Annotated in this window: 18 protein-coding genes; 11 read left to right on the forward strand and 7 right to left on the reverse strand. The window is 72.3% G+C overall.

Going from position 1 to position 16,626, the window contains the following annotated elements; translation table 11 throughout:
- The first annotated feature begins 5 nt into the window (after positions 1-5).
- Together BJ961_RS16430 and BJ961_RS16435 are read left to right on the forward strand one after the other, a co-directional pair.
- Positions 6-218, forward strand: a complete 213-nt coding sequence (locus BJ961_RS16430; RefSeq protein WP_271413578.1) for an MbtH family protein — start codon at positions 6-8, stop codon at positions 216-218.
- Positions 219-335: 117 nt separating this feature from the next.
- Positions 336-1,055, forward strand: a complete 720-nt coding sequence (locus tag BJ961_RS16435; RefSeq protein WP_271413579.1) for a DinB family protein — start codon at positions 336-338, stop codon at positions 1,053-1,055.
- A gap of 292 nt (positions 1,056-1,347) precedes the next feature.
- Here the strand turns inward: BJ961_RS16435 and BJ961_RS16445 are convergent, their stop codons facing one another.
- Positions 1,348-1,965 (reverse strand): TetR/AcrR family transcriptional regulator, encoded by a 618-nt coding sequence (locus BJ961_RS16445; protein ID WP_271413580.1) that lies wholly within the window; start codon positions 1,963-1,965, stop codon positions 1,348-1,350.
- Between the two features lie 166 nt (positions 1,966-2,131).
- Here BJ961_RS16445 and BJ961_RS16450 point away from each other — a divergent pair, with 166 nt between their 5' ends.
- The gene (locus BJ961_RS16450) at positions 2,132-3,316 is read left to right on the forward strand and encodes an FAD-dependent oxidoreductase (RefSeq protein ID WP_271413581.1); all 1,185 of its coding nucleotides are present in this window, start codon (positions 2,132-2,134) and stop codon (positions 3,314-3,316) included.
- Positions 3,317-3,444: 128 nt separating this feature from the next.
- On the opposite strand, the gene BJ961_RS16455 is transcribed toward BJ961_RS16450, so the two are convergent.
- Together BJ961_RS16455 and BJ961_RS16460 are read right to left on the reverse strand one after the other, a co-directional pair.
- On the reverse strand, positions 3,445-4,179 hold the full coding sequence (locus BJ961_RS16455; RefSeq protein WP_271413582.1) for a chitinase: 735 nt from the start codon (positions 4,177-4,179) through the stop codon (positions 3,445-3,447).
- 115 nt (positions 4,180-4,294) lie between these two features.
- Positions 4,295-4,813: a lytic polysaccharide monooxygenase auxiliary activity family 9 protein gene (locus tag BJ961_RS16460; RefSeq protein WP_271413583.1), complete on the reverse strand. Its 519-nt coding sequence runs from the start codon at positions 4,811-4,813 to the stop codon at positions 4,295-4,297.
- Between the two features lie 370 nt (positions 4,814-5,183).
- On the opposite strand from BJ961_RS16460, the gene BJ961_RS16465 reads away from it, so the two are divergent.
- Entirely contained in the window at positions 5,184-5,939 is a 756-nt protein-coding gene (locus tag BJ961_RS16465) for an SDR family NAD(P)-dependent oxidoreductase (RefSeq protein WP_271413584.1), read from the forward strand.
- An 8-nt stretch (positions 5,940-5,947) separates the two neighbouring features.
- On the opposite strand, the gene BJ961_RS16470 is transcribed toward BJ961_RS16465, so the two are convergent.
- Positions 5,948-6,445 (reverse strand): MarR family winged helix-turn-helix transcriptional regulator, encoded by a 498-nt coding sequence (locus BJ961_RS16470; RefSeq protein WP_271413585.1) that lies wholly within the window; start codon positions 6,443-6,445, stop codon positions 5,948-5,950.
- Positions 6,446-6,542: 97 nt separating this feature from the next.
- On the opposite strand from BJ961_RS16470, the gene BJ961_RS16475 reads away from it, so the two are divergent.
- Positions 6,543-7,364 (forward strand): inositol monophosphatase family protein, encoded by an 822-nt coding sequence (locus BJ961_RS16475; protein ID WP_271413586.1) that lies wholly within the window; start codon positions 6,543-6,545, stop codon positions 7,362-7,364.
- Between the two features lie 194 nt (positions 7,365-7,558).
- On the forward strand, positions 7,559-8,632 hold the full coding sequence (locus tag BJ961_RS16480; protein WP_271413587.1) for a ferritin-like domain-containing protein: 1,074 nt from the start codon (positions 7,559-7,561) through the stop codon (positions 8,630-8,632).
- A gap of 15 nt (positions 8,633-8,647) precedes the next feature.
- On the opposite strand, the gene BJ961_RS16485 is transcribed toward BJ961_RS16480, so the two are convergent.
- Positions 8,648-10,153, reverse strand: a complete 1,506-nt coding sequence (locus BJ961_RS16485; RefSeq protein ID WP_271413588.1) for a SulP family inorganic anion transporter — start codon at positions 10,151-10,153, stop codon at positions 8,648-8,650.
- A gap of 432 nt (positions 10,154-10,585) precedes the next feature.
- On the opposite strand from BJ961_RS16485, the gene BJ961_RS16490 reads away from it, so the two are divergent.
- Positions 10,586-10,993: a MerR family transcriptional regulator gene (locus tag BJ961_RS16490; RefSeq protein WP_271413589.1), complete on the forward strand. Its 408-nt coding sequence runs from the start codon at positions 10,586-10,588 to the stop codon at positions 10,991-10,993.
- 18 nt (positions 10,994-11,011) lie between these two features.
- Here BJ961_RS16490 and BJ961_RS16495 read toward each other — a convergent pair whose 3' ends face one another.
- Both BJ961_RS16495 and aztA read right to left on the reverse strand, forming a co-directional pair.
- Positions 11,012-11,398: a VOC family protein gene (locus tag BJ961_RS16495; protein ID WP_271413590.1), complete on the reverse strand. Its 387-nt coding sequence runs from the start codon at positions 11,396-11,398 to the stop codon at positions 11,012-11,014.
- A gap of 85 nt (positions 11,399-11,483) precedes the next feature.
- Positions 11,484-12,242, reverse strand: coding sequence for a zinc ABC transporter ATP-binding protein AztA (gene aztA / locus BJ961_RS16500; RefSeq protein WP_271413591.1), 759 nt, complete (start codon positions 12,240-12,242; stop codon positions 11,484-11,486).
- 14 nt (positions 12,243-12,256) lie between these two features.
- Between aztA and aztB the strand changes: the two genes are divergently transcribed.
- Genes aztB through aztD form a run of 4 tightly spaced genes read left to right on the forward strand, consistent with a single transcriptional unit; the run spans position 12,257 to position 16,553 of the window.
- On the forward strand, positions 12,257-13,108 hold the full coding sequence (aztB, locus tag BJ961_RS16505) for a zinc ABC transporter permease AztB (protein ID WP_271413592.1): 852 nt from the start codon (positions 12,257-12,259) through the stop codon (positions 13,106-13,108).
- Positions 13,109-13,123: 15 nt separating this feature from the next.
- Positions 13,124-14,368 (forward strand): hypothetical protein, encoded by a 1,245-nt coding sequence (locus BJ961_RS16510; protein WP_271413593.1) that lies wholly within the window; start codon positions 13,124-13,126, stop codon positions 14,366-14,368.
- Positions 14,365-15,354: a zinc ABC transporter substrate-binding protein AztC gene (gene aztC / locus BJ961_RS16515; RefSeq protein WP_271413594.1), complete on the forward strand. Its 990-nt coding sequence runs from the start codon at positions 14,365-14,367 to the stop codon at positions 15,352-15,354. The genes BJ961_RS16510 and aztC overlap by 4 nt, the downstream gene beginning before the upstream one ends.
- Positions 15,351-16,553, forward strand: a complete 1,203-nt coding sequence (gene aztD, locus BJ961_RS16520) for a zinc metallochaperone AztD (RefSeq protein WP_271413595.1) — start codon at positions 15,351-15,353, stop codon at positions 16,551-16,553. Before aztC ends, aztD begins: the two co-directional genes overlap by 4 nt.
- The last annotated feature ends 73 nt before the right edge of the window (positions 16,554-16,626 follow it).

Below are 16,626 nucleotides of genomic sequence, written 5' to 3' on the forward strand. Positions count from 1 at the left end.
CGGGTATGAGCACCAACCCCTTCGACGACGCCGACGGTCGGTTCCTCGTCCTGGTGAACGACGAGGGACAGCACTCGCTCTGGCCGTCCTTCGCAGCGGTCCCCGGAGGATGGACGACCGTCTTCGAGGAGAACACCCGGGACGCCTGCCTGGCGTACGTCGAGGCCAACTGGACCGACCTGCGCCCGCGTTCGCCGGCCGGATCCGCGGACGCCTGACCCCCGGACCCCGACGCCCGCCGTACGGGCGGGAAATCGGTCGCGCTCGCGGGACTCGAGTCGTTAGCCTGCGCCGGAGTGCCCTGCGCTGCGGGCGCACCGCGAAAGGAGCGGGGCATGGAGATCGAGGGCGTGCGGACCGACCGGTTGGGCCTGCTGCTGGACCAGTTCGACCAGGCCAGGGAGATGGCCCAGGTGCGCCTGGCGGGGCTGGGTGACGAGGAGTTCCTGTGGGAGCCGGTGGCCGGGTGCTGGTCGATCCGGCGCCGGGGCGAAGCGGTGACGCCCAGGGCGTACGGGCCGGGCGAGTGGGTGATCGACAAGGGCGCCCCGGACATCCCGGCGAGCGAGTACGCGGAGGTCGCCCGGCAGGCCGCGAGCGGAATGCCGGTCGCCAAGATCGCCGACGACTGGAGTGTGGGCGTCGAGCGGGTCGAAGAGGTCCTCGCCCACACCGGTCCGCCGGAGCCCGACGCGACACCGGTCACCACCATCGCCTGGCGGCTGGCGCACCTGCACTCGTGCTTCGCGGGCCAGTGGGAGTGGACCTTCGGTGAACGGCGGCGCGACCCGAGGGAACTGGTCGACTTCACTCCGTCCGCCGCCCTGGCGCTCGAACGGTTCTGGGCGCTGATCGACCGCTGGCGCGAGGACGTCGCCACCGTCACCGAGGAGCAGCTCGACACCGTCGGCTTCTCCCAGTACCCGTACGGCTCCGATCCCGACGACCCCTACGTCGGCGTCGTGGCCGGGGACAACCTCGAGTTCATCCACCACATGGCCGAGATCGCGCTCCTGCGCGACCTGTGGCGGGCCCGCCCCGGCACCGCCGGGTAGGCCCGCCGGACCCGCGCCCGCCTCTCGTGCCTCGGTGTCGAACCGGGCCCGGCCGCGCCATGACGTCTTCGGCGAGCCGGGTGAGGAGGCGGGTGAGGCCGTCGCGGTCCGGCCGCGGACAGTCGGCCTGCCCGCTTCGGTCGGCGCGATGACGCTCGCGCGGCGGTCGTGGGCGTCGGCGACTCGCCGTACGAGACCGCGCTTCTCCGGCGCCTGTACCTGTCGGGTGACGTGCGGAACCGTCACCTGGCGACGCCGGGCGGCTGCCCCGGTGGAGCGGCCGCCGCGGGCCTCAGCCGCGAGAACCGTCCGCCGCCGTGTCCGAAGCGCCCTCCTGGGCCCGCCAGCCGTCCAGGAGCAGGTCGAACACCGTCTCCACGGTCGCCCGCGGATCGTGCCGCCCCGTGGTGAGGGCGGGTACCTCCAGCGCGAACCGCGCCAGCGCCGCGCACGCCGGGTCGTCCGGCTCACGACCCAGCTCCGCCGCGACGACCGCGCTCAGGGTGCCGGCGTGTCGCATCCACATCCGCTCCCCGTACTCGCGGAGCGCCGGCGTGTCGTTGACCAGAGCGGTGAATCGCTCCCGGCGCGGATCGGTGGCGATCGGCACCCAGGACTCCAGGGCGTGCGCCCGGAGCGCCTCGACCACACCGAGCCCCTCGGGCCGTTCCCGGACGGCGGCGGTCAGTGCGGCGTCGACGTCGTCCTCACGGTCGAAGACCAGCGCCTCCTTGCTCGGAAAGTGCGCGAAGAGGGTCGTCGTCGACACATCGGCCCTGTCCGCGACGTCACGGACGCTGACCCGGTCGAATCCGTGCTCGAGGAAGAGCTCCAGGGCGGCATCGGCGATGGCCTGCCTGGTCGCCGCCTTCTTGCGCTCGCGGCGGCCGGGGCTGGGGGAGTCGGGCATGGCCTCACCCTAACGCACGGCTGGAACGACACAGAAACTGTAAACGTGCAGAAACCTGAGCCACGCATAAGACTGAGTCAGTCAGAAACTGGAACAGTTGCAGTTTCTCACTCACTTCTGCTTTGGTGGGTCCTGCGGGGGATCCCATCGACGGAAGGAAGCCACCGTGAACCCACCCACGCCCTCGGGCGCCCGGATCAGCATCATCGGCGCGGGCCCCGGAGGACTCACCTGTGCGCGAGTCCTGCACCGGCACGGCATCGCGGCGACGGTGTACGACCGCGACCCGGACGCGGACGCACGCGATCAGGGCGGCTCGCTCGACCTGCACGAGGAGGACGGTCAGCTCGCGCTGGGCGAAGCGGGCCTGCTGGAGGAGTTCTTCGAGCTGGCCAGGTGCGAGAGCCAGGAGGAACGCCGCATCGACCCCGCGGGCCGCGTCCTCGCCCACCGGCTGCCGGGCGAGGGCGAGACGGCCCGCCCCGAGATCGACCGCGGTCAGCTCCGGGAGCTCCTGCTGCGCTCGCTCGACCCCGGGACGGTCCGCTGGGGGCACACCCTGGAGTCGGTGAGCGGGCCGGCCGACGGACCCCGGACACTGACGTTCGCCGACGGGAGCACCGTGGAGACGGACCTGGTGATCGGAGCGGACGGCGCCTTCTCCCGCGTCCGCCCGGCGGTGTCCGACGCCGTGCCGCGGTACACCGGGGTCGGCTTCCTCGAGGCGTGGTTCGACGACATGGAGTCGGCACACCCGGAACTCTCCGCACTGGTGGGCCGGGGCAGCGCCCACGTGGCCGACGGCGAACGGGGTCTCTTCGCGCAGCGCAACAGCGGCGGTCACCTGCGCGTCTACATCATGCGGCGGGTCCCGCTCGACTGGATGACGGCGAGCGGTCTTCGCCCGGAGGACACCGCCGGCATCCGCGCACGTCTCCTCGGCGAGTACGCGGCCTGGTCACCGCGGACACTCCGGATGATCACCGAGAACGACGGTCCCTACGTCGACCGCCCCCTCTACGCCCTGCCCGCGCCGCACACCTGGCAGCACACGCCCGGCGTGACCCTCCTGGGAGACGCCGCACATCTCATGCCCCCGCTCGGCGTCGGCGTCAACCTCGCCATGCTCGACGCCGCGGAACTCGCGCTCGCCCTCGCCGGCTCCGCCACCGTCGACGACGCCCTGCGCACCTACGAGGAGACGATGCTGCCGCGCTCGGCGCGCTACGCCGAGATGCTCGACGGCGGCGCCGGGTTCCTGCTGGAGGAGCCGGACGCCGGCGAACTCGCGCGGTTCGGTGAGCCGGGGCGGGGCCCCGGGCACGGGGAGCAGGGCATACCCGGCCAGTAGGTTCGTGCCGTGGCCGCGCTCGTACCGTTCGTGATCCGGCCGCCGAACCGGCCGCGGGCCCCCTCGCGACCGGCGGAACCGGTGAGCACGAGGGGGCCCGCGGTGGGGCCGTGGTGTGAGCCGGGGCGCTAGCAGCTCAGGTTGTCGCCGGGCTCGACGCCCAGGACCTCGGCGAAGCGCTCGTAGCTGTCGATCCGGCTCTGGACCTGCGCGGGATTGCCCCCGTCGCACTCCAGGCTGCCGTTGATGGCGCGGATGGTCTCACCGAATCCGGCGCCGTTGACCATGGCGTCGTGCGGGGTCATGGTGCCCGGCCCGTTCTGGGTGTTCCAGTACCACAGACCCGTCTTCCAGGCGACGGCCGAGTCGTTCTGGACCAGGTCGGGGTTGCCCAGCAGGTCGATGCCGAGCGCGTCTCCGGCCGCCTTGTAGTTGAAGTTCCAGCTGAGCTGGACCGGCCCGCGCCCGTAGTACTTGTCGTTGCCGGCCGGACAGCCGTACGGCTGGGTGGCGTCGCAGTAGTGCGGGTAGTTGGCGGTGTTCTGCTCGACCACGTGGACCAGACCGCCGGTCTCGTGGCTGACGTTGGCCAGGAAGGCGGCGGCCTCCTGCTTCTTCACCGTGTCGCTGCCGGTGTTGGAGAAGCCGGGGTAGGCGCTGAGCGCCGCGGTGAGACCGCTGTAGGTGTAGAAGGAGTTCCTGTTCGGGAACATCTGGTCGAACTGGCCCTCGCCGACGACGAACTCGGCGGCGACGGTACGGGTGCCGGGTTTCTGGGCGACGGCCGACGGCGCCGTGGTCAGAGTGCACAGGACGGCGGCCGCGCCGGTGGCGGCCAGCAGTGCGAGTTTGCGGTGCTGCACGGTATCGACTCCTGCTCGGTGGGAGGGACGGGCGCGGAGAGGGAAGGAGCGGAAGAGGAGCGGCCGCGGCACCCGGACGGGCCCGCGACCGACCCCTTGCGCTCCGACCGGGCCGTCAGCCCCCGACGTTGACGTCGATACAGGCGTAGAACGCGTTGTCCGTGTCGGCGACGTTCCACACGGCGAGGACCTTCTGCTGCCCGGTGAGTCCGCCGAAGTCGACCTGGTGGTTCACCACCGCGCCCGGCTTCGCGCCGCCGTCGTCGAACAGCGCGATCCGCTGACCGCCGACGTAGTACTCCCAGGTGCTGGTGGCGTGCTGCGCGGTGAGCTGCCACGAGAACGTCGTGTTCTTCGACACCGGGGTGACGGTCCAGCCCCTGCTGTCGTCGTCCAGTTCGGCGAAGCGGCTGTTGCCACCGCTGCAACTGGTCAGTCCCTTGGGGCCTTCGACGCTCTGGGGCTCGTACGTGATGTCGCCGCAGGACACCGTGCCCGCGGCGCACTGGGCCTGGCGGCTGGGCGGGTCGGAGATGTAGCCGTGTGCGCTCGCCGAGGAGGCGGGAAGGCTCACGGCGACCACGGGGGCGAGCACCGCGCCGATCAGGGCAGCGGTCTTCCGACGTGCGTGCATGGGGAACTCCTTCACATCCGGCCGTTCCGGGGCGCGCGCGGTCAGATGTGGGGGTGACCGGGCACGCCGAGTACGGCCTCTCGTGGGTGGGGCCAGGAGGCGCGAAGGTGACGCGCACTCGCCGTCCTCGCAGGGGAGTGGGACCCCGGCAAGGCTCAACTCCGCAAACGGAGCGGCGAGTTCTGTTGGACTAGACCATACAAGCGGTCGACGTGACCGTGTCAAGAGTGTGGGCTGGACGCCCCCGCGCCGGAGATGTGTACTATGCATATATAGTGCATAGTGCATATGGCGTGGTCACCACGGCGCCAGAACGGCTCGGAGGACCGGAGCGGTCCGTGTCCCGGGCGCTCACGAGAGGAGACGGCCCATGAGTTCACTCGGCCTGCAGGGGAAGTCGGCCATTGTCACCGGGGGTGCCTCCGGCATCGGCGGGGCCATCACCAGGCTGTTCGTCGCGCGCGGCGCCCGGGTCGTCGTCGTCGACCTGCAGCAGGAGGCGGGCGAGGCCCTCGCCCGTGAACTGGGCGAGTCGGTGGTCTTCCGGCACGGCGACGTCTCCGACCGGGCCGTGGCCGACCTCGCCGTCACGACGGCCGTCGAGCACTTCGGGAAGCTCGACGTGCTGGTGAACAACGCGAGCGTGTCGCGTCAGAAGCCGTTCGAGGAGCAGACGGACGACGACTGGGACCTCGCCATGAACACCAGCCTGTACGCCACGCGCAACTTCATGCTCGCGGCGCTGCCGGAACTGAAGAGGACCGGCAACGCCTCGGTCGTCAACTTCGGTTCCGGTGCCGGGCTCGACGGCCAGCCCAACCAGGCCTCGTACGCGGCGACGAAGGAGGCCATCCGCGGCCTGAGCCGTGTCGTGGCGAACGAGTGGGCGCCGCACAACATCCGCGTCAACGTGGTGTGCCCGATGGCGCTCACGGCGGGCGTGGCCCAGTGGGCCGAGGCCCGGCCCGAGCAGTACGCGCAGTCCGCGGCCAAGGTGCCGCTGGGCCGCTTCGGCGACCCGGACCGCGATGTCGCCCCGATCGTCGCCTTCCTCGCGAGCGACGACGCCCAGTACATGACCGGACAGACCGTCATGGCCGACGGCGGCGCGATCAAACTGCGCTGAACCGCCGCTCAGTCGCCGGCGCCGGGGGGAGGCGTGGCCCCGCCCTCGCGGGACCACGCGAGTCCCTCCAGGTGCTCGATGCCCTGGTTCAGTTCGATCAGCAGATCCAGGAACTGCTGGGTCCGCGGACCCGCCCACCCGGACGCCTCGACGAGCCGCGCGGTCCCCGCGCGGCTGATGGCCCGGTCCGCCTCCAGCCGCTCCAGGCCGAGCGAGGTGGGCCGGAACTTGCGCGCCATCCCGCCGTCGGGGTCCGCGATGCGCTCCACCAGGCCGTTGCGGAGCATGGCACTGACCTGGCGGTTGATGGTGGAGACGTCCACCTGGAAGGTGTGCGCCAGTTCCTTGAGCGTGAGCGGCTCGCCGGTCTCCAGCCGGGTCAGCAGCACGTACGCCGAGCGCTCCAGGCTCTGGCCGATGCGCGGACCCCGCGAGGCGACGAAATGCCGGGAGAGCAGGGTGAGTTCCCGTTCCAGATCGCTCAGCCGGCGCTCCTGCTCGCTCATGTCCCGGTCCCGTTCCGCCGCCCTTGCCCGTTTGTGCCATGTGTATGGTACACATCACGTCGGTGCGCGGCGCCTGTCGGCCGCTACCCTGCACATCGTGATCGACTTGTCTGCGAACCCCGACGACACCGCGGTGGCGACGGCCGCCGCACAGGCCGGCGCGGAGGCCGTGCGGGCCAGGTACGGACGGCGGCTGGCCCGGTTCGACAAGGGCGACGGCGACTTCGCCACCGACGCCGACGTGGCCGCCGAGGAGGCGATCGTCGACGTCATCCGCGCCGCCCGGCCCGGGGACTCGGTCCTCGGCGAGGAGGGCGGACAGCGGGGGGAGGCCCGCGCGGCCCGGCAGTGGCTGGTGGACCCCTTGTGCGGCACCCTCAACTACGCCGCCGGCACCATGCTGGTGGCCGTCAACGTGGCGTTGCGCGACGGCCCCGCGGCGGTGGCCGACCCCTTCGGCGGCGAGGTCTTCTTCACCGACGGCGACACCGCCCGGGTCCGACGCGACGGCCACGACACCCCGCTGACCCCCACCGCGGCCACAGGGCTCGTCGACGTGAACCTCGATCCGCCGTTCCCCAGCGCCCCCGCGTTCCGCACGGTGGACCTGCTCGCGCACCCCGGCTTCGGACGCCGGTTCCGGCCGCGGGTCGTGTCCACGACGCTGGCACTGGCCTGGGTCGCCGCCGGAAAGCGCGCCGCCTACGTGACCGACGGCGCCGACCTGACCGGGAGCGTGCACTCCGCGGCCGGCATCGCGCTGTGCCGGGCCGCCGGGTGCGTCGTCACCGCGGCCGACGGCACCCCGGTCGGCCCCGGGAGCCGCGGCCTGGTGGCGGCGGCCGACGCGGAGACCCACACGACGCTCCTCGCCCTGATCCGCGAGCGGCACGGCGCGGCCCCGGACGGTCGCGGGTAGGGCCGACCGGGTAGAGGTCGCCCCACGCGGAGCCGCCCGCCCGGGAAACGCCGCCGGCGCTGCTAGTTTCGCCAGCCGTCGGAGGAATCCGGACGTCTCGGACAGAGGCGGGTGTCGCTTGCGGAGGAGTACGGGTGACTGGTGTGTGCGAGGAACCGTCGGGGACGGGCGCCCCGTTCGGGCGAAGGACCTTCATGGCGTCGGCCGTCCTGACGGCCGCCGCCCCCGTCGCGGCCGCCGCCCCCGCCCGGGCGGCCGAGCGGCCGGAAGCCGCCGTGTCCGGCTGCCGGTCCGTGGCACGGCTGCTCGCCGTCCCCGAAGGCGGCCGCGGTGCCGACTGGCTGAGGGAGGCCCTGCAGGTCGCCGTGGCACTCGAACTCGCCACGATCCCGCCCTACCTGTGCGGATGGTGGTCCGTCGGGGACCGCACCGGCCACGCCGCGCGGCTGATCCGGCGCATCATCGGCGACGAGATGTACCACATGGGCGTCGTCTGCAACCTGCTGGTCGCCGTCGGCGGCCGGCCGCGGATCACGGACGCGGCCCTCGCCTACCCCGGCCCGTTGCCCGGCGGGGTCCGCGACGGGGTGAACGTCTACCTCTCCGGCCTCGACCGGCCGTTCGTGCGCGACGTGATGATGGCGATCGAAGCCCCCGAGGCCCCCCTCGCCCGGGGCATCGGCAACTCGCCCAGCATCGGCCGCTTCTACGACGATCTGCTGGCCGCCTTCAGGTCCACGGCTCCCGAACTGTCGGCCCGCGGGCAGCTGTCCGAGCACATCGGCTCCGACGTGCTGAAGCCCGTGACCGACCTCGACGGCGTGGAACGCGCGATCGAGACCATCAAGGAACAGGGCGAGGGCACCACCAGTTCTCCCGACGACGCATTCGGCGACGACTACCCGGCCCACTACTACGCGTTCGGGGAGATCTACCACGGCCGGCAACTGCGCCAGGAGGAGGACGGCTGGCGGTTCACCGGCGCCCCCGTGCCCTTCCCCGACGCACGCCCCATGGCCCGGGTCCCGGCCGGCGGCTGGCCCGATCCGCCGAAGCGGGTCCAGGACCTCCTCGACCGGTCCGACACCGCCTACGCCAAGGTGCTGAGCACCCTGGAGCAGGCATGGGCCGACGGCGACGCCCGGACACTGGGTTCCGCCGTCCGGGCGATGCGCGCTCTGGAGGGCCCGGCCCTGGACCTCATGGAGACCGGCATCCCGGGCGCCCCCGGCAACTACGGCCCCCAGTTCCGGCCGCCCCGCGCGTGACGCTCGCCGGGACGGTCAGTGATTGCCGGCGAGGGCGCCGCCGAGCCGTTCGCGCATGAGGCTGCTGTGCTCGTCGAGACCGACGATCTCGACCTGCTTGCCGCGCTGGGCGTACTTGGTCTCGATGGCGTCCAGGGCCGCGACGGACGAGGCGTCCCAGATGTGGGTGGCGGACAGGTCGATGACGACCTTGTCCGGGTCACCGGCGTAGTCGAAGCGGGTGACCAGGTCGTTGCTGGAGGCGAAGAACAGCTCGCCCGTGACGGAGTAGACGACCTGGCCCCCGTCGGGGTCGGTGACCGCGGTGACGTCGGCCAGGTGGGCCACCCGCCTCGCGAAGATCACCATCGCGGTGACGGAGCCGACCACGACGCCGATGGCCAGGTTGCTGGTGGCGACCACGACGGCGACCGTGGCCACCATGACGAGGATCTCGCCGGCGGGCATCCGCCTCAGGGTGCGCGGCGCGACGGAATGCCAGTCGAACGTCGTGAACGACACCATCACCATCACCGCCACCAGGGCCGCCATGGGAATGTCGGACACGATCGGTCCGAAGACGATGCACAGCACCATCAGGAACGAGCCCGCCAGGAACGTGGACAGCCGGGTACGCGCCCCGGACACCTTCACGTTGATCATCGTCTGGCCGATCATGGCGCAACCGCCCATGCCGCCGAAGAAGCCGGTGACGATGTTGGCGATGCCCTGACCGATCGACTCACGGGTCTTGTCGGAGTGGGTGTCCGTGATGTCGTCCACCAGCTTCGCCGTCATCAGCGACTCCATGAGCCCGACCAGGGCCATGGCGAGCGCGTACGGGGCGACGGTCGTCAGCGTGTCCCAGGTGAACGGCACGTCGGGCAGGCCCGGCACCGGCAGCGCGTGCGGCAGCTCCCCCTTGTCACCGACGGTCGGTACGGCGATGCCCGCGGCGACGGTGATGACGGTCAGCACGACGATGGAGACCAGCGGCGCCGGGATCACCCTGGTCACCTTGGGGAAGAGCACCATCAGCAGGAGCCCGCCCGCGACGAGCGGGTAGACGGGCCAGGGCACGTCGGTGATCTCGGGCACCTGCGCCATGAAGATGAGGATGGCGAGCGCGTTGACGAAGCCGACCATCACCGAGCGCGGCACGAACCGCATCAGCCGGGCCACCCCGAGCGCGCCGAGGACCACCTGGAAGACTCCGGCGAGGATGACCGCCGCGACGAGGTAGCCGAGGCCGTGCTCGCGGTTCAACGGGGCGATCACCAGGGCGACGGCGCCGGTCGCCGCCGAGATCATCGCGCGGCGGCCGCCGACGATCGAGATGGTGACGGCCATGGTGAACGCCGCGAACAGGCCGATCTCCGGGTCGACCCCGGCGATGATCGAGAAGGAGATCGCCTCCGGGACCAGGGCCAGGGCGACGACGAGGCCGGCGAGGACCTCGGTGCGCCACACCTTCGGGTCGGAGATCCAGTCGGGCTTGAGGCCGCGCAGGCGCGCGGTGGGGGAGAGCGCGGGAGCAGACAAGAGTGAGGTACCTGTCGTGGTCGGGCACGCCCGGCGGCAAAAAGGGCGTGCGGAGGAACGCGGGGGCCGTGGCCGGTCCCGGGGATGGCCGCAGGCGGCGGACCGGCGCCGGAGGCGAGGACGAGGAGGCGGCGTACCGAGCCGACGGGAGCGGCCGCGGCTCAGCGGCGAAGCGTCACGGCGGGCAGACGGCGGCGCGGGGCATCATGGGCATGCGCTCGCTCTCTCCTGCGACGTCGGGAACCACCGGGGGCTTCCTCGGCCCCGGCATGGCATTGCGGACCGGGTCTCCCGCGACATGTCGGGTCTCCCGCACCACGGGGAGTGCCGCGCGGCACAGTGGCCCCGGCACCCGGGCAACTCTACCCTAACGTTACGGTAGGGATCCAAGCCGCTCGGGCGGCGGCGGAACGAACGACGAGGAAGGCGCGCGTGAGCAGCGGGCACATGCAGATCGGCGAGGTGGCGTCCAGGACCGAGTTGTCGCTGCGCACGATCCGGCACTACGAGGAGACGGGCCTGGTCGTGCCCTCCGCCCGCTCCCAGGGCGGCTTCCGGCTGTACACGGAGGCCGACGTGGCCCGCCTCATGGTCATCCGCCGCATGAAGCCGCTCGGGTTCACCCTCGACGAGATGCGCGATCTCCTGGAGGCCACCGACCGCCTCGACCGCGGCGCCGGGGAGCTGCCCGCCGACGAACGCGAGCGGCTCCTGGAGCGGGTGCGCGCCTTCGAGCGGGCCGCCCGGCAGCGTGTCGCCGAGCTGCGGACCAAGCTGGCGCGGGCGGAGGAGTTCGCGCAGACCCTGGCCGACCGCCTCACCGACGCGACCGCGCCGTAGGGGCGGCGGGGCGTCGTCCTACTGGCCCTGCATGATCTGGATCAGGTTGCCGCAGGTGTCGTCCAGGACGGCCGTGGTGATCGGGCCCATCTCCAGCGGCTCCTGGGTGAAGTGCACCCCGAGCCCGCGCAGCCGGTCGAACTCGGCCCGCACGTCGTCCACCGCGAAGGAAGCGGCCGGGATGCCGTCCTCGGCCAGCGCCGTCCGGTACGGCCGCACCGCGGGGTGGCCGGAGGGTTCGAGCAGCAGCTCGGTCCCGTCGGGAGCCTCCGGGGAGACCACGGTCAGCCACCGGTCCGTGCCCACCGGCACGTCGTGCTTCCTCACGAAGCCCAGCGTCTCGGTGTAGAAGCGCAGGGCGTGCTCCTGGTCGTCGACGAAGACGCTGGTCAGGTGGATCTTCATGGGGTCTTCTCCGGTGTGTCGGGTCCAGCCGTCGGGTGACGACGCGCTCGGGCGGGCCGGTGCCCGCCGGGACAGCACCTGCCTATCAAGTGCCCGCGTGTCCGGCAACGGCCCAGACCTCGGCCAGCGCCGACGTGGTGAGCACCCGGTCGGGGCGCCCGTGCCCGGCCAGGGTGCCCTCGCGCAGCAGGAGACAGGCCTCGGCCGACCGTGCCGCCGCCAGGTCGTGCGTGGCGTGGACGACCGTCACCCCGTCGGCCACCAGCTCGGTCAGGATCGCGGTGATGCGCCCCCCGGCCTGCGGGTCCAGACCCGTGGTCGGCTCGTCCAGCAGGAGCAGGTCGGACCGCTGGGCGAGCCCCTGGGCGATGAGGGCGCGCTGCCGCTGCCCGCCCGACAGCTCGCCGAGCTGGCGCCCGGCGAGGTCGCCGATGCCGAGTCGGTCCAGGGCCGAGTCCACGATCAGCCGGTCCCGGCGGTTCAGTCCGCGCCACGGTCCGCGCTCGCCCCAGCGCCCCATCTCCACGGCCTGCCGGACGGTCAGGGGGAGGGCGTCCGCGACGGCGCCGCGCTGCGGCACGAAGGCCGGTGGACGCTCGCCGTCCCGACGGAGGTCTCCCGATGTCGGGCGGATCACACCGGCCAGGACCCCGAGCAGCGTCGACTTCCCGCTGCCGTTCGGTCCGACCAGAGCGGTGACGGCCAACGCCGGTATGTCGGCGGTCAGTTGGCGGAGCACCGGACGCCCCGGGTAGCCGGCGCACAGCCCCGTCAGACGGACATGGGCACCCCGCCCTGTCGAAGCGGGGGAGGAGACACGGGATTTGTTGAACATGATTTTCATTGTAGTGTCCTCGCATGGATTGGTTGACGGCCCCCTTCGAAGTGACGTTCGTGCAACGAGCCCTGTGGGGCGGCATCCTGGTGTCCGCGATCTGCGCACTGGCCGGCACCTGGGTCGTGCTCAGGGGCATGGCCTTCCTCGGTGACGCCATGTCCCACGGCCTGCTGCCGGGGGTCGCGCTGGCCGCGCTGTTCGGCGGCAACCTGCTGCTGGGAGCGGTGGCGAGCGCGGCCGCCATGGCGGCCGGTGTCACCGTGCTCGGGCGGACCCCGAAGCTCTCCCAGGACACCGGCATCGGGCTGCTGTTCGTCGGCATGCTCTCGCTCGGCGTGATCGTCGTGTCGCGATCGCAGTCCTTCGCCGTCGACCTGACCGGGTTCCTCTTCGGCGACGTCCTCGCGGTCCGCGAGCAGGACCTGCTCATGCTGGGCGTGGCGCTGCTGGTGGCCCTGCTCGTGTCCGTCCTCGGCCACCGTGCCTTCCTCGCCCTCGCGTTCGACCCGCGCAAGGCCCACACCCTCGGCCTGCGCCCACGTCTCGCGCACGCGGTGCTGCTCGTCCTGCTGGGCCTCGCGATCGTGGCCTCGTTCCACATCGTCGGCACGCTGCTCGTCCTCGGCCTGCTCATCGCACCGCCGGCGGCGGCCCTGCCCTGGGCACGCGGTGTCCGGGGCGTCATGGCCCTCGCGGCACTCCTCGGCGTCACCGCCACGTTCGGCGGGCTGCTCCTGTCCTGGCACCTGAGCACCGCCGCCGGCGCGACCGTCTCGGCCGTCGCGGTGGCCCTGTTCTTCCTCTCCCACGCGACGTCCGGCCTGCGCCACCTCCGTGCGCGCCGGGCCGCGCCCGTCCCGACAGCCGACTGAAGGAGATCCGACCCGATGGACCCCACCGTCCGCGGCAGAGCGACCCCCTGGGCCCCCGCCGCCCTCGTCCTCACCGCCACACTGCTGGCAGCGGGCTGTTCCGGGCAGCCCGGCGCGGGGCCCGAGCCCACGGCCACCGAGTCGTCCGCCGCCCCGCACGGCTACGTCGAAGGAGCGCGGGAAGCGGCCGAGGAACAGTCCCGGCTCCTCCTCGGCGACCCCGACACCGGTGCGAGCCGGGTGCTCGACCTCGTCACCGGCGAGGTGCAGGAGACCGCACCGGTGCCCGACGCCACCCGGCTGACCACGGACGGCCGCTTCGGCTTCTACCACACCGCCCGCGACGCGCGCGTGGTCGACGGCGGCTCCTGGACGGTGGACCACGGCGACCACGTGCACTACTACCGCGCGGCGATACGGGACGTCGGCGCCCTCCCGGCCGACCACGGCGCCGAGATCCGCAGCGACGCCGCGGTGACCGCGGTGACCGGCCGGGACGGCCGAACCGGACTGTACGACCGGACGGAACTGGCGCAGGGCGGGACCAGGCCCCTCAGGACGCTCGGCGGGACGCACGCCGGCGCCGTCGTGCCCTACGCGGAACACCTGGTCGCGCTCACCGGGGACGACGACTCCGCGCAGGTCACCGTGTACGACCGTGAGGGCGGGCGCGTCGCCACGCCGGACGCGACGTGTGTGCGGCCGCGGGGCGACGCCGTAACCCGCCGGGGAGTCGTCCTCGGCTGCGCCGACGGCGCCCTGCTCGTCCGCGCCGAGAACGGGACGTTCACCGCCGACAGGATCCCGTACGGACGGGACGTGCCCGAGAAGGAACGGGCGGCGGCCTTCCGGCACCGGGCCGGCAGCGACACGCTGACGGCACCCGCCGGCGAGCGGGCCGTGTGGGTGCTGGACGTGACCGACCGCACCTGGACACGGGTGGAGACCGGGCCGGTCCTGGCGGCCAACACGGCGGGGGAGGGAGCCCCGTTGCTCGTCCTGGAGAGCGACGGCGCCCTGCACGGCTACGACATCGCGACCGGCCGCCACGCCTCCCGGACCAAGACCCTTCTCACCGGGGCCGGGGAAGGCCCGACCGACGCGAGCGGGCCGGCCGTCGAGGTGGACCGCAGCCGCGCCTACGTCAACGACCGCGCCGGCAGACGCGTGTACGAGATCGACTACAACGACGACCTGCGCGTCGCACGCTCCTTCGACCTGGACATCGAACCGGGTCTGATGGCGGAGACCGGCCGATGAGGGGCACAGGACGCGCGCGGACCCGGGTGGCACGGCTGCGCCGCCTGCTGATGGGCCTGCTCGCCCTCGTCACGGCCACCACCGCCACCGCCTGCACGAGCACGCCCGAACAGCCCCGCGTCGTCGTCACCACCAACATCCTGGGCGACATCACCCGTCAGGTCGTCGGCGACCAGGCTGACGTCACGGTCCTGATGAAACCGAACGCGGACCCGCACTCCTTCGGACTGTCGGCGGTACAGGCCGCCCAACTGGAACGCGCGGACCTCGTGGTCTTCAACGGTCTCGGCCTGGAGGAGAACGTGCTGCGGCACGTGGACGCCGCCCGCCAGGCCGGGGTGGCCACCTTCGAGGTCGGCCGGGCCGTCGACCCGCTCACCTTCCGCACCGGCGACGACGGCGGCCCCGACAGGGAGCCGGGACAGCCCGACCCGCACTTCTGGACCGACCCCGACCGGGTGCGCACGGCCGTCGGCCTCATCGCCGACCGCGTCACCGAGCACGTGAGAGGCGTGGACGACGACGCGATCCGCGCCAACGCCGACCGCTACCAGCAGCAACTGACCGAACTCACCGCCTTCATGGAGCAGTCCTTCGGCCGAGTGCCCGAGGAACGGCGCAACCTGGTGACCAACCACCACGTCTTCGGCTACCTCGCCGACCGTTTCGGCTTCCGCGTCGTCGGCGCCGTGATCCCCAGCGGCACGACGCTGGCCTCCCCCAGCTCCTCCGACCTGCGCTCACTCACCCGGGCCATGCGCGAGGCCGGCGTCCGGACCGTGTTCGCCGACTCCTCGCAGCCCAAGCGGCTCGCCGAGGTCCTGCGCGCCGAACTCGGCGCCGGGGTGCGGGTCGTCGAGCTGTACTCCGAGTCGCTGACCGCGAAGAACGAGGGCGCCGCCACCTACCTGCGGATGATGCGCGCCAACACCACCGCCATGACCGACGGACTGACCGTCGGCCTCTCGAAGGGAACACACAGGTGAACAAGTCCATACGCGACAGGGCCCTCACGGGGACGGCACTCGCCCTCGCGGTGGCCACGGCCCTGACCGCGTGCGGAGGCGACGGCACGTCCCCGTCCGACGCCAAGTCCCAGGACGCCGGGGCCGCCTCACCCGCGGCCCCGGTGAACGACCCCCTGGTCGCCACCTTCGACGGCGGCCTGTACGTCCTGGACGGCAGGAGCCTCGAACTGACCACCACCATCGACCTGCCCGGCTTCAACCGCGTCAACCCCGCGGGCGACGAGGACCACGTGGTCGTCTCCACCGACAGCGGCTTCCGCATCCTGAACGCCACCGGGCAGACGCTCACCGACATCGAGTACCGGGGCGCGAAGCCGGGCCACGTCGTCCGCCACGCCGGGAAGACGGTGCTCTTCACGGACGGCACCGGCGAGGTCAACGTCTTCGAACCCGCCGGCCTCGGCGGCGGCAAGAAGCCGGAAGGACGCACCTACACCACCGCCGAGGCCCACCACGGTGTCGCCATCGAACTGAGCGACGGCCGTCTCCTCACCACCCTCGGAGACGAGGAGAAGCGCACCGGCGCCCTGGTCCTCGACAAGGACGGCAAGGAGATCGCACGCAACGAGAACTGCCCGGGCGTGCACGGAGAGGCCGCCGCGAAGGGCGAGGCGGTCGCCGTCGGCTGCGAGGACGGCGTCCTGATCTACAAGGACGGCAGGTTCACCAAGGTGGACGCCCCCGACGACTACGGCCGCACCGGCAACCAGGCGGGCAGCGACGAGTCCGCCGTGCTGCTGGGCGACTACAAGACCGACCCGGACGCCGAGTTGGAGCGCCCGACCCGGGTGTCCCTCATCGACACCGGGACCGCCGAGCTGCGTCTGGTGGACCTCGGCACCAGCTACTCCTTTCGCTCCCTCGCGCGCGGCCCGCACGGCGAGGCACTCGTCCTCGGCACCGACGGCGCCATCCACGTCATCGACCCGGACAAGGGCACGGTGCGGAAGAAGATCCCCGCCGTGGGGGAGTGGCGGGAACCGCTGGACTGGCAGCAGGCCCGGCCCACCCTCTTCGTCCGTGACCACACCGCCTACGTCTCCGAGCCGGGCAGGAAGGCCGTGCACGCCATCGATCTGGACTCCGGCAAGAAGCTCACGTCGGTGACCCTGCCGAAGGGGACCAACGAACTGTCGGGCACCGTCGCGGGCCACTGACCGGCACACCAGGCACACCGGTACACCGGCGCGACGCGCTCGGCGGGGGCGGTCCGACCTCGTCGGGCCGCCC

The sequence above is a fragment of the Streptomyces lienomycini genome (assembly GCF_027947595.1).
GTDB classification, from domain to species: domain Bacteria; phylum Actinomycetota; class Actinomycetes; order Streptomycetales; family Streptomycetaceae; genus Streptomyces; species Streptomyces lienomycini.

Excerpts from the sequence above, each read along its gene's own strand:
- BJ961_RS16430 (WP_271413578.1), top strand. The coding sequence starts at position 6 with ATGAGCACCAACCCCTTCGACGACGCCGACGGTCGGTTCCTCGTCCTG.
- BJ961_RS16435 (WP_271413579.1), top strand. The coding sequence starts at position 336 with ATGGAGATCGAGGGCGTGCGGACCGACCGGTTGGGCCTGCTGCTGGAC.
- BJ961_RS16445 (WP_271413580.1), bottom strand. The coding sequence starts at position 1,965 with ATGCCCGACTCCCCCAGCCCCGGCCGCCGCGAGCGCAAGAAGGCGGCG.
- BJ961_RS16460 (WP_271413583.1), bottom strand. The coding sequence starts at position 4,813 with ATGCACGCACGTCGGAAGACCGCTGCCCTGATCGGCGCGGTGCTCGCC.
- BJ961_RS16465 (WP_271413584.1), top strand. The coding sequence starts at position 5,184 with ATGAGTTCACTCGGCCTGCAGGGGAAGTCGGCCATTGTCACCGGGGGT.
- BJ961_RS16470 (WP_271413585.1), bottom strand. The coding sequence starts at position 6,445 with ATGAGCGAGCAGGAGCGCCGGCTGAGCGATCTGGAACGGGAACTCACC.
- BJ961_RS16480 (WP_271413587.1), top strand. The coding sequence starts at position 7,559 with ATGGCGTCGGCCGTCCTGACGGCCGCCGCCCCCGTCGCGGCCGCCGCC.
- BJ961_RS16495 (WP_271413590.1), bottom strand. The coding sequence starts at position 11,398 with ATGAAGATCCACCTGACCAGCGTCTTCGTCGACGACCAGGAGCACGCC.
- aztA (WP_271413591.1), bottom strand. The coding sequence starts at position 12,242 with ATGAAAATCATGTTCAACAAATCCCGTGTCTCCTCCCCCGCTTCGACA.
- aztB (WP_271413592.1), top strand. The coding sequence starts at position 12,257 with ATGGATTGGTTGACGGCCCCCTTCGAAGTGACGTTCGTGCAACGAGCC.
- BJ961_RS16510 (WP_271413593.1), top strand. The coding sequence starts at position 13,124 with ATGGACCCCACCGTCCGCGGCAGAGCGACCCCCTGGGCCCCCGCCGCC.
- aztC (WP_271413594.1), top strand. The coding sequence starts at position 14,365 with ATGAGGGGCACAGGACGCGCGCGGACCCGGGTGGCACGGCTGCGCCGC.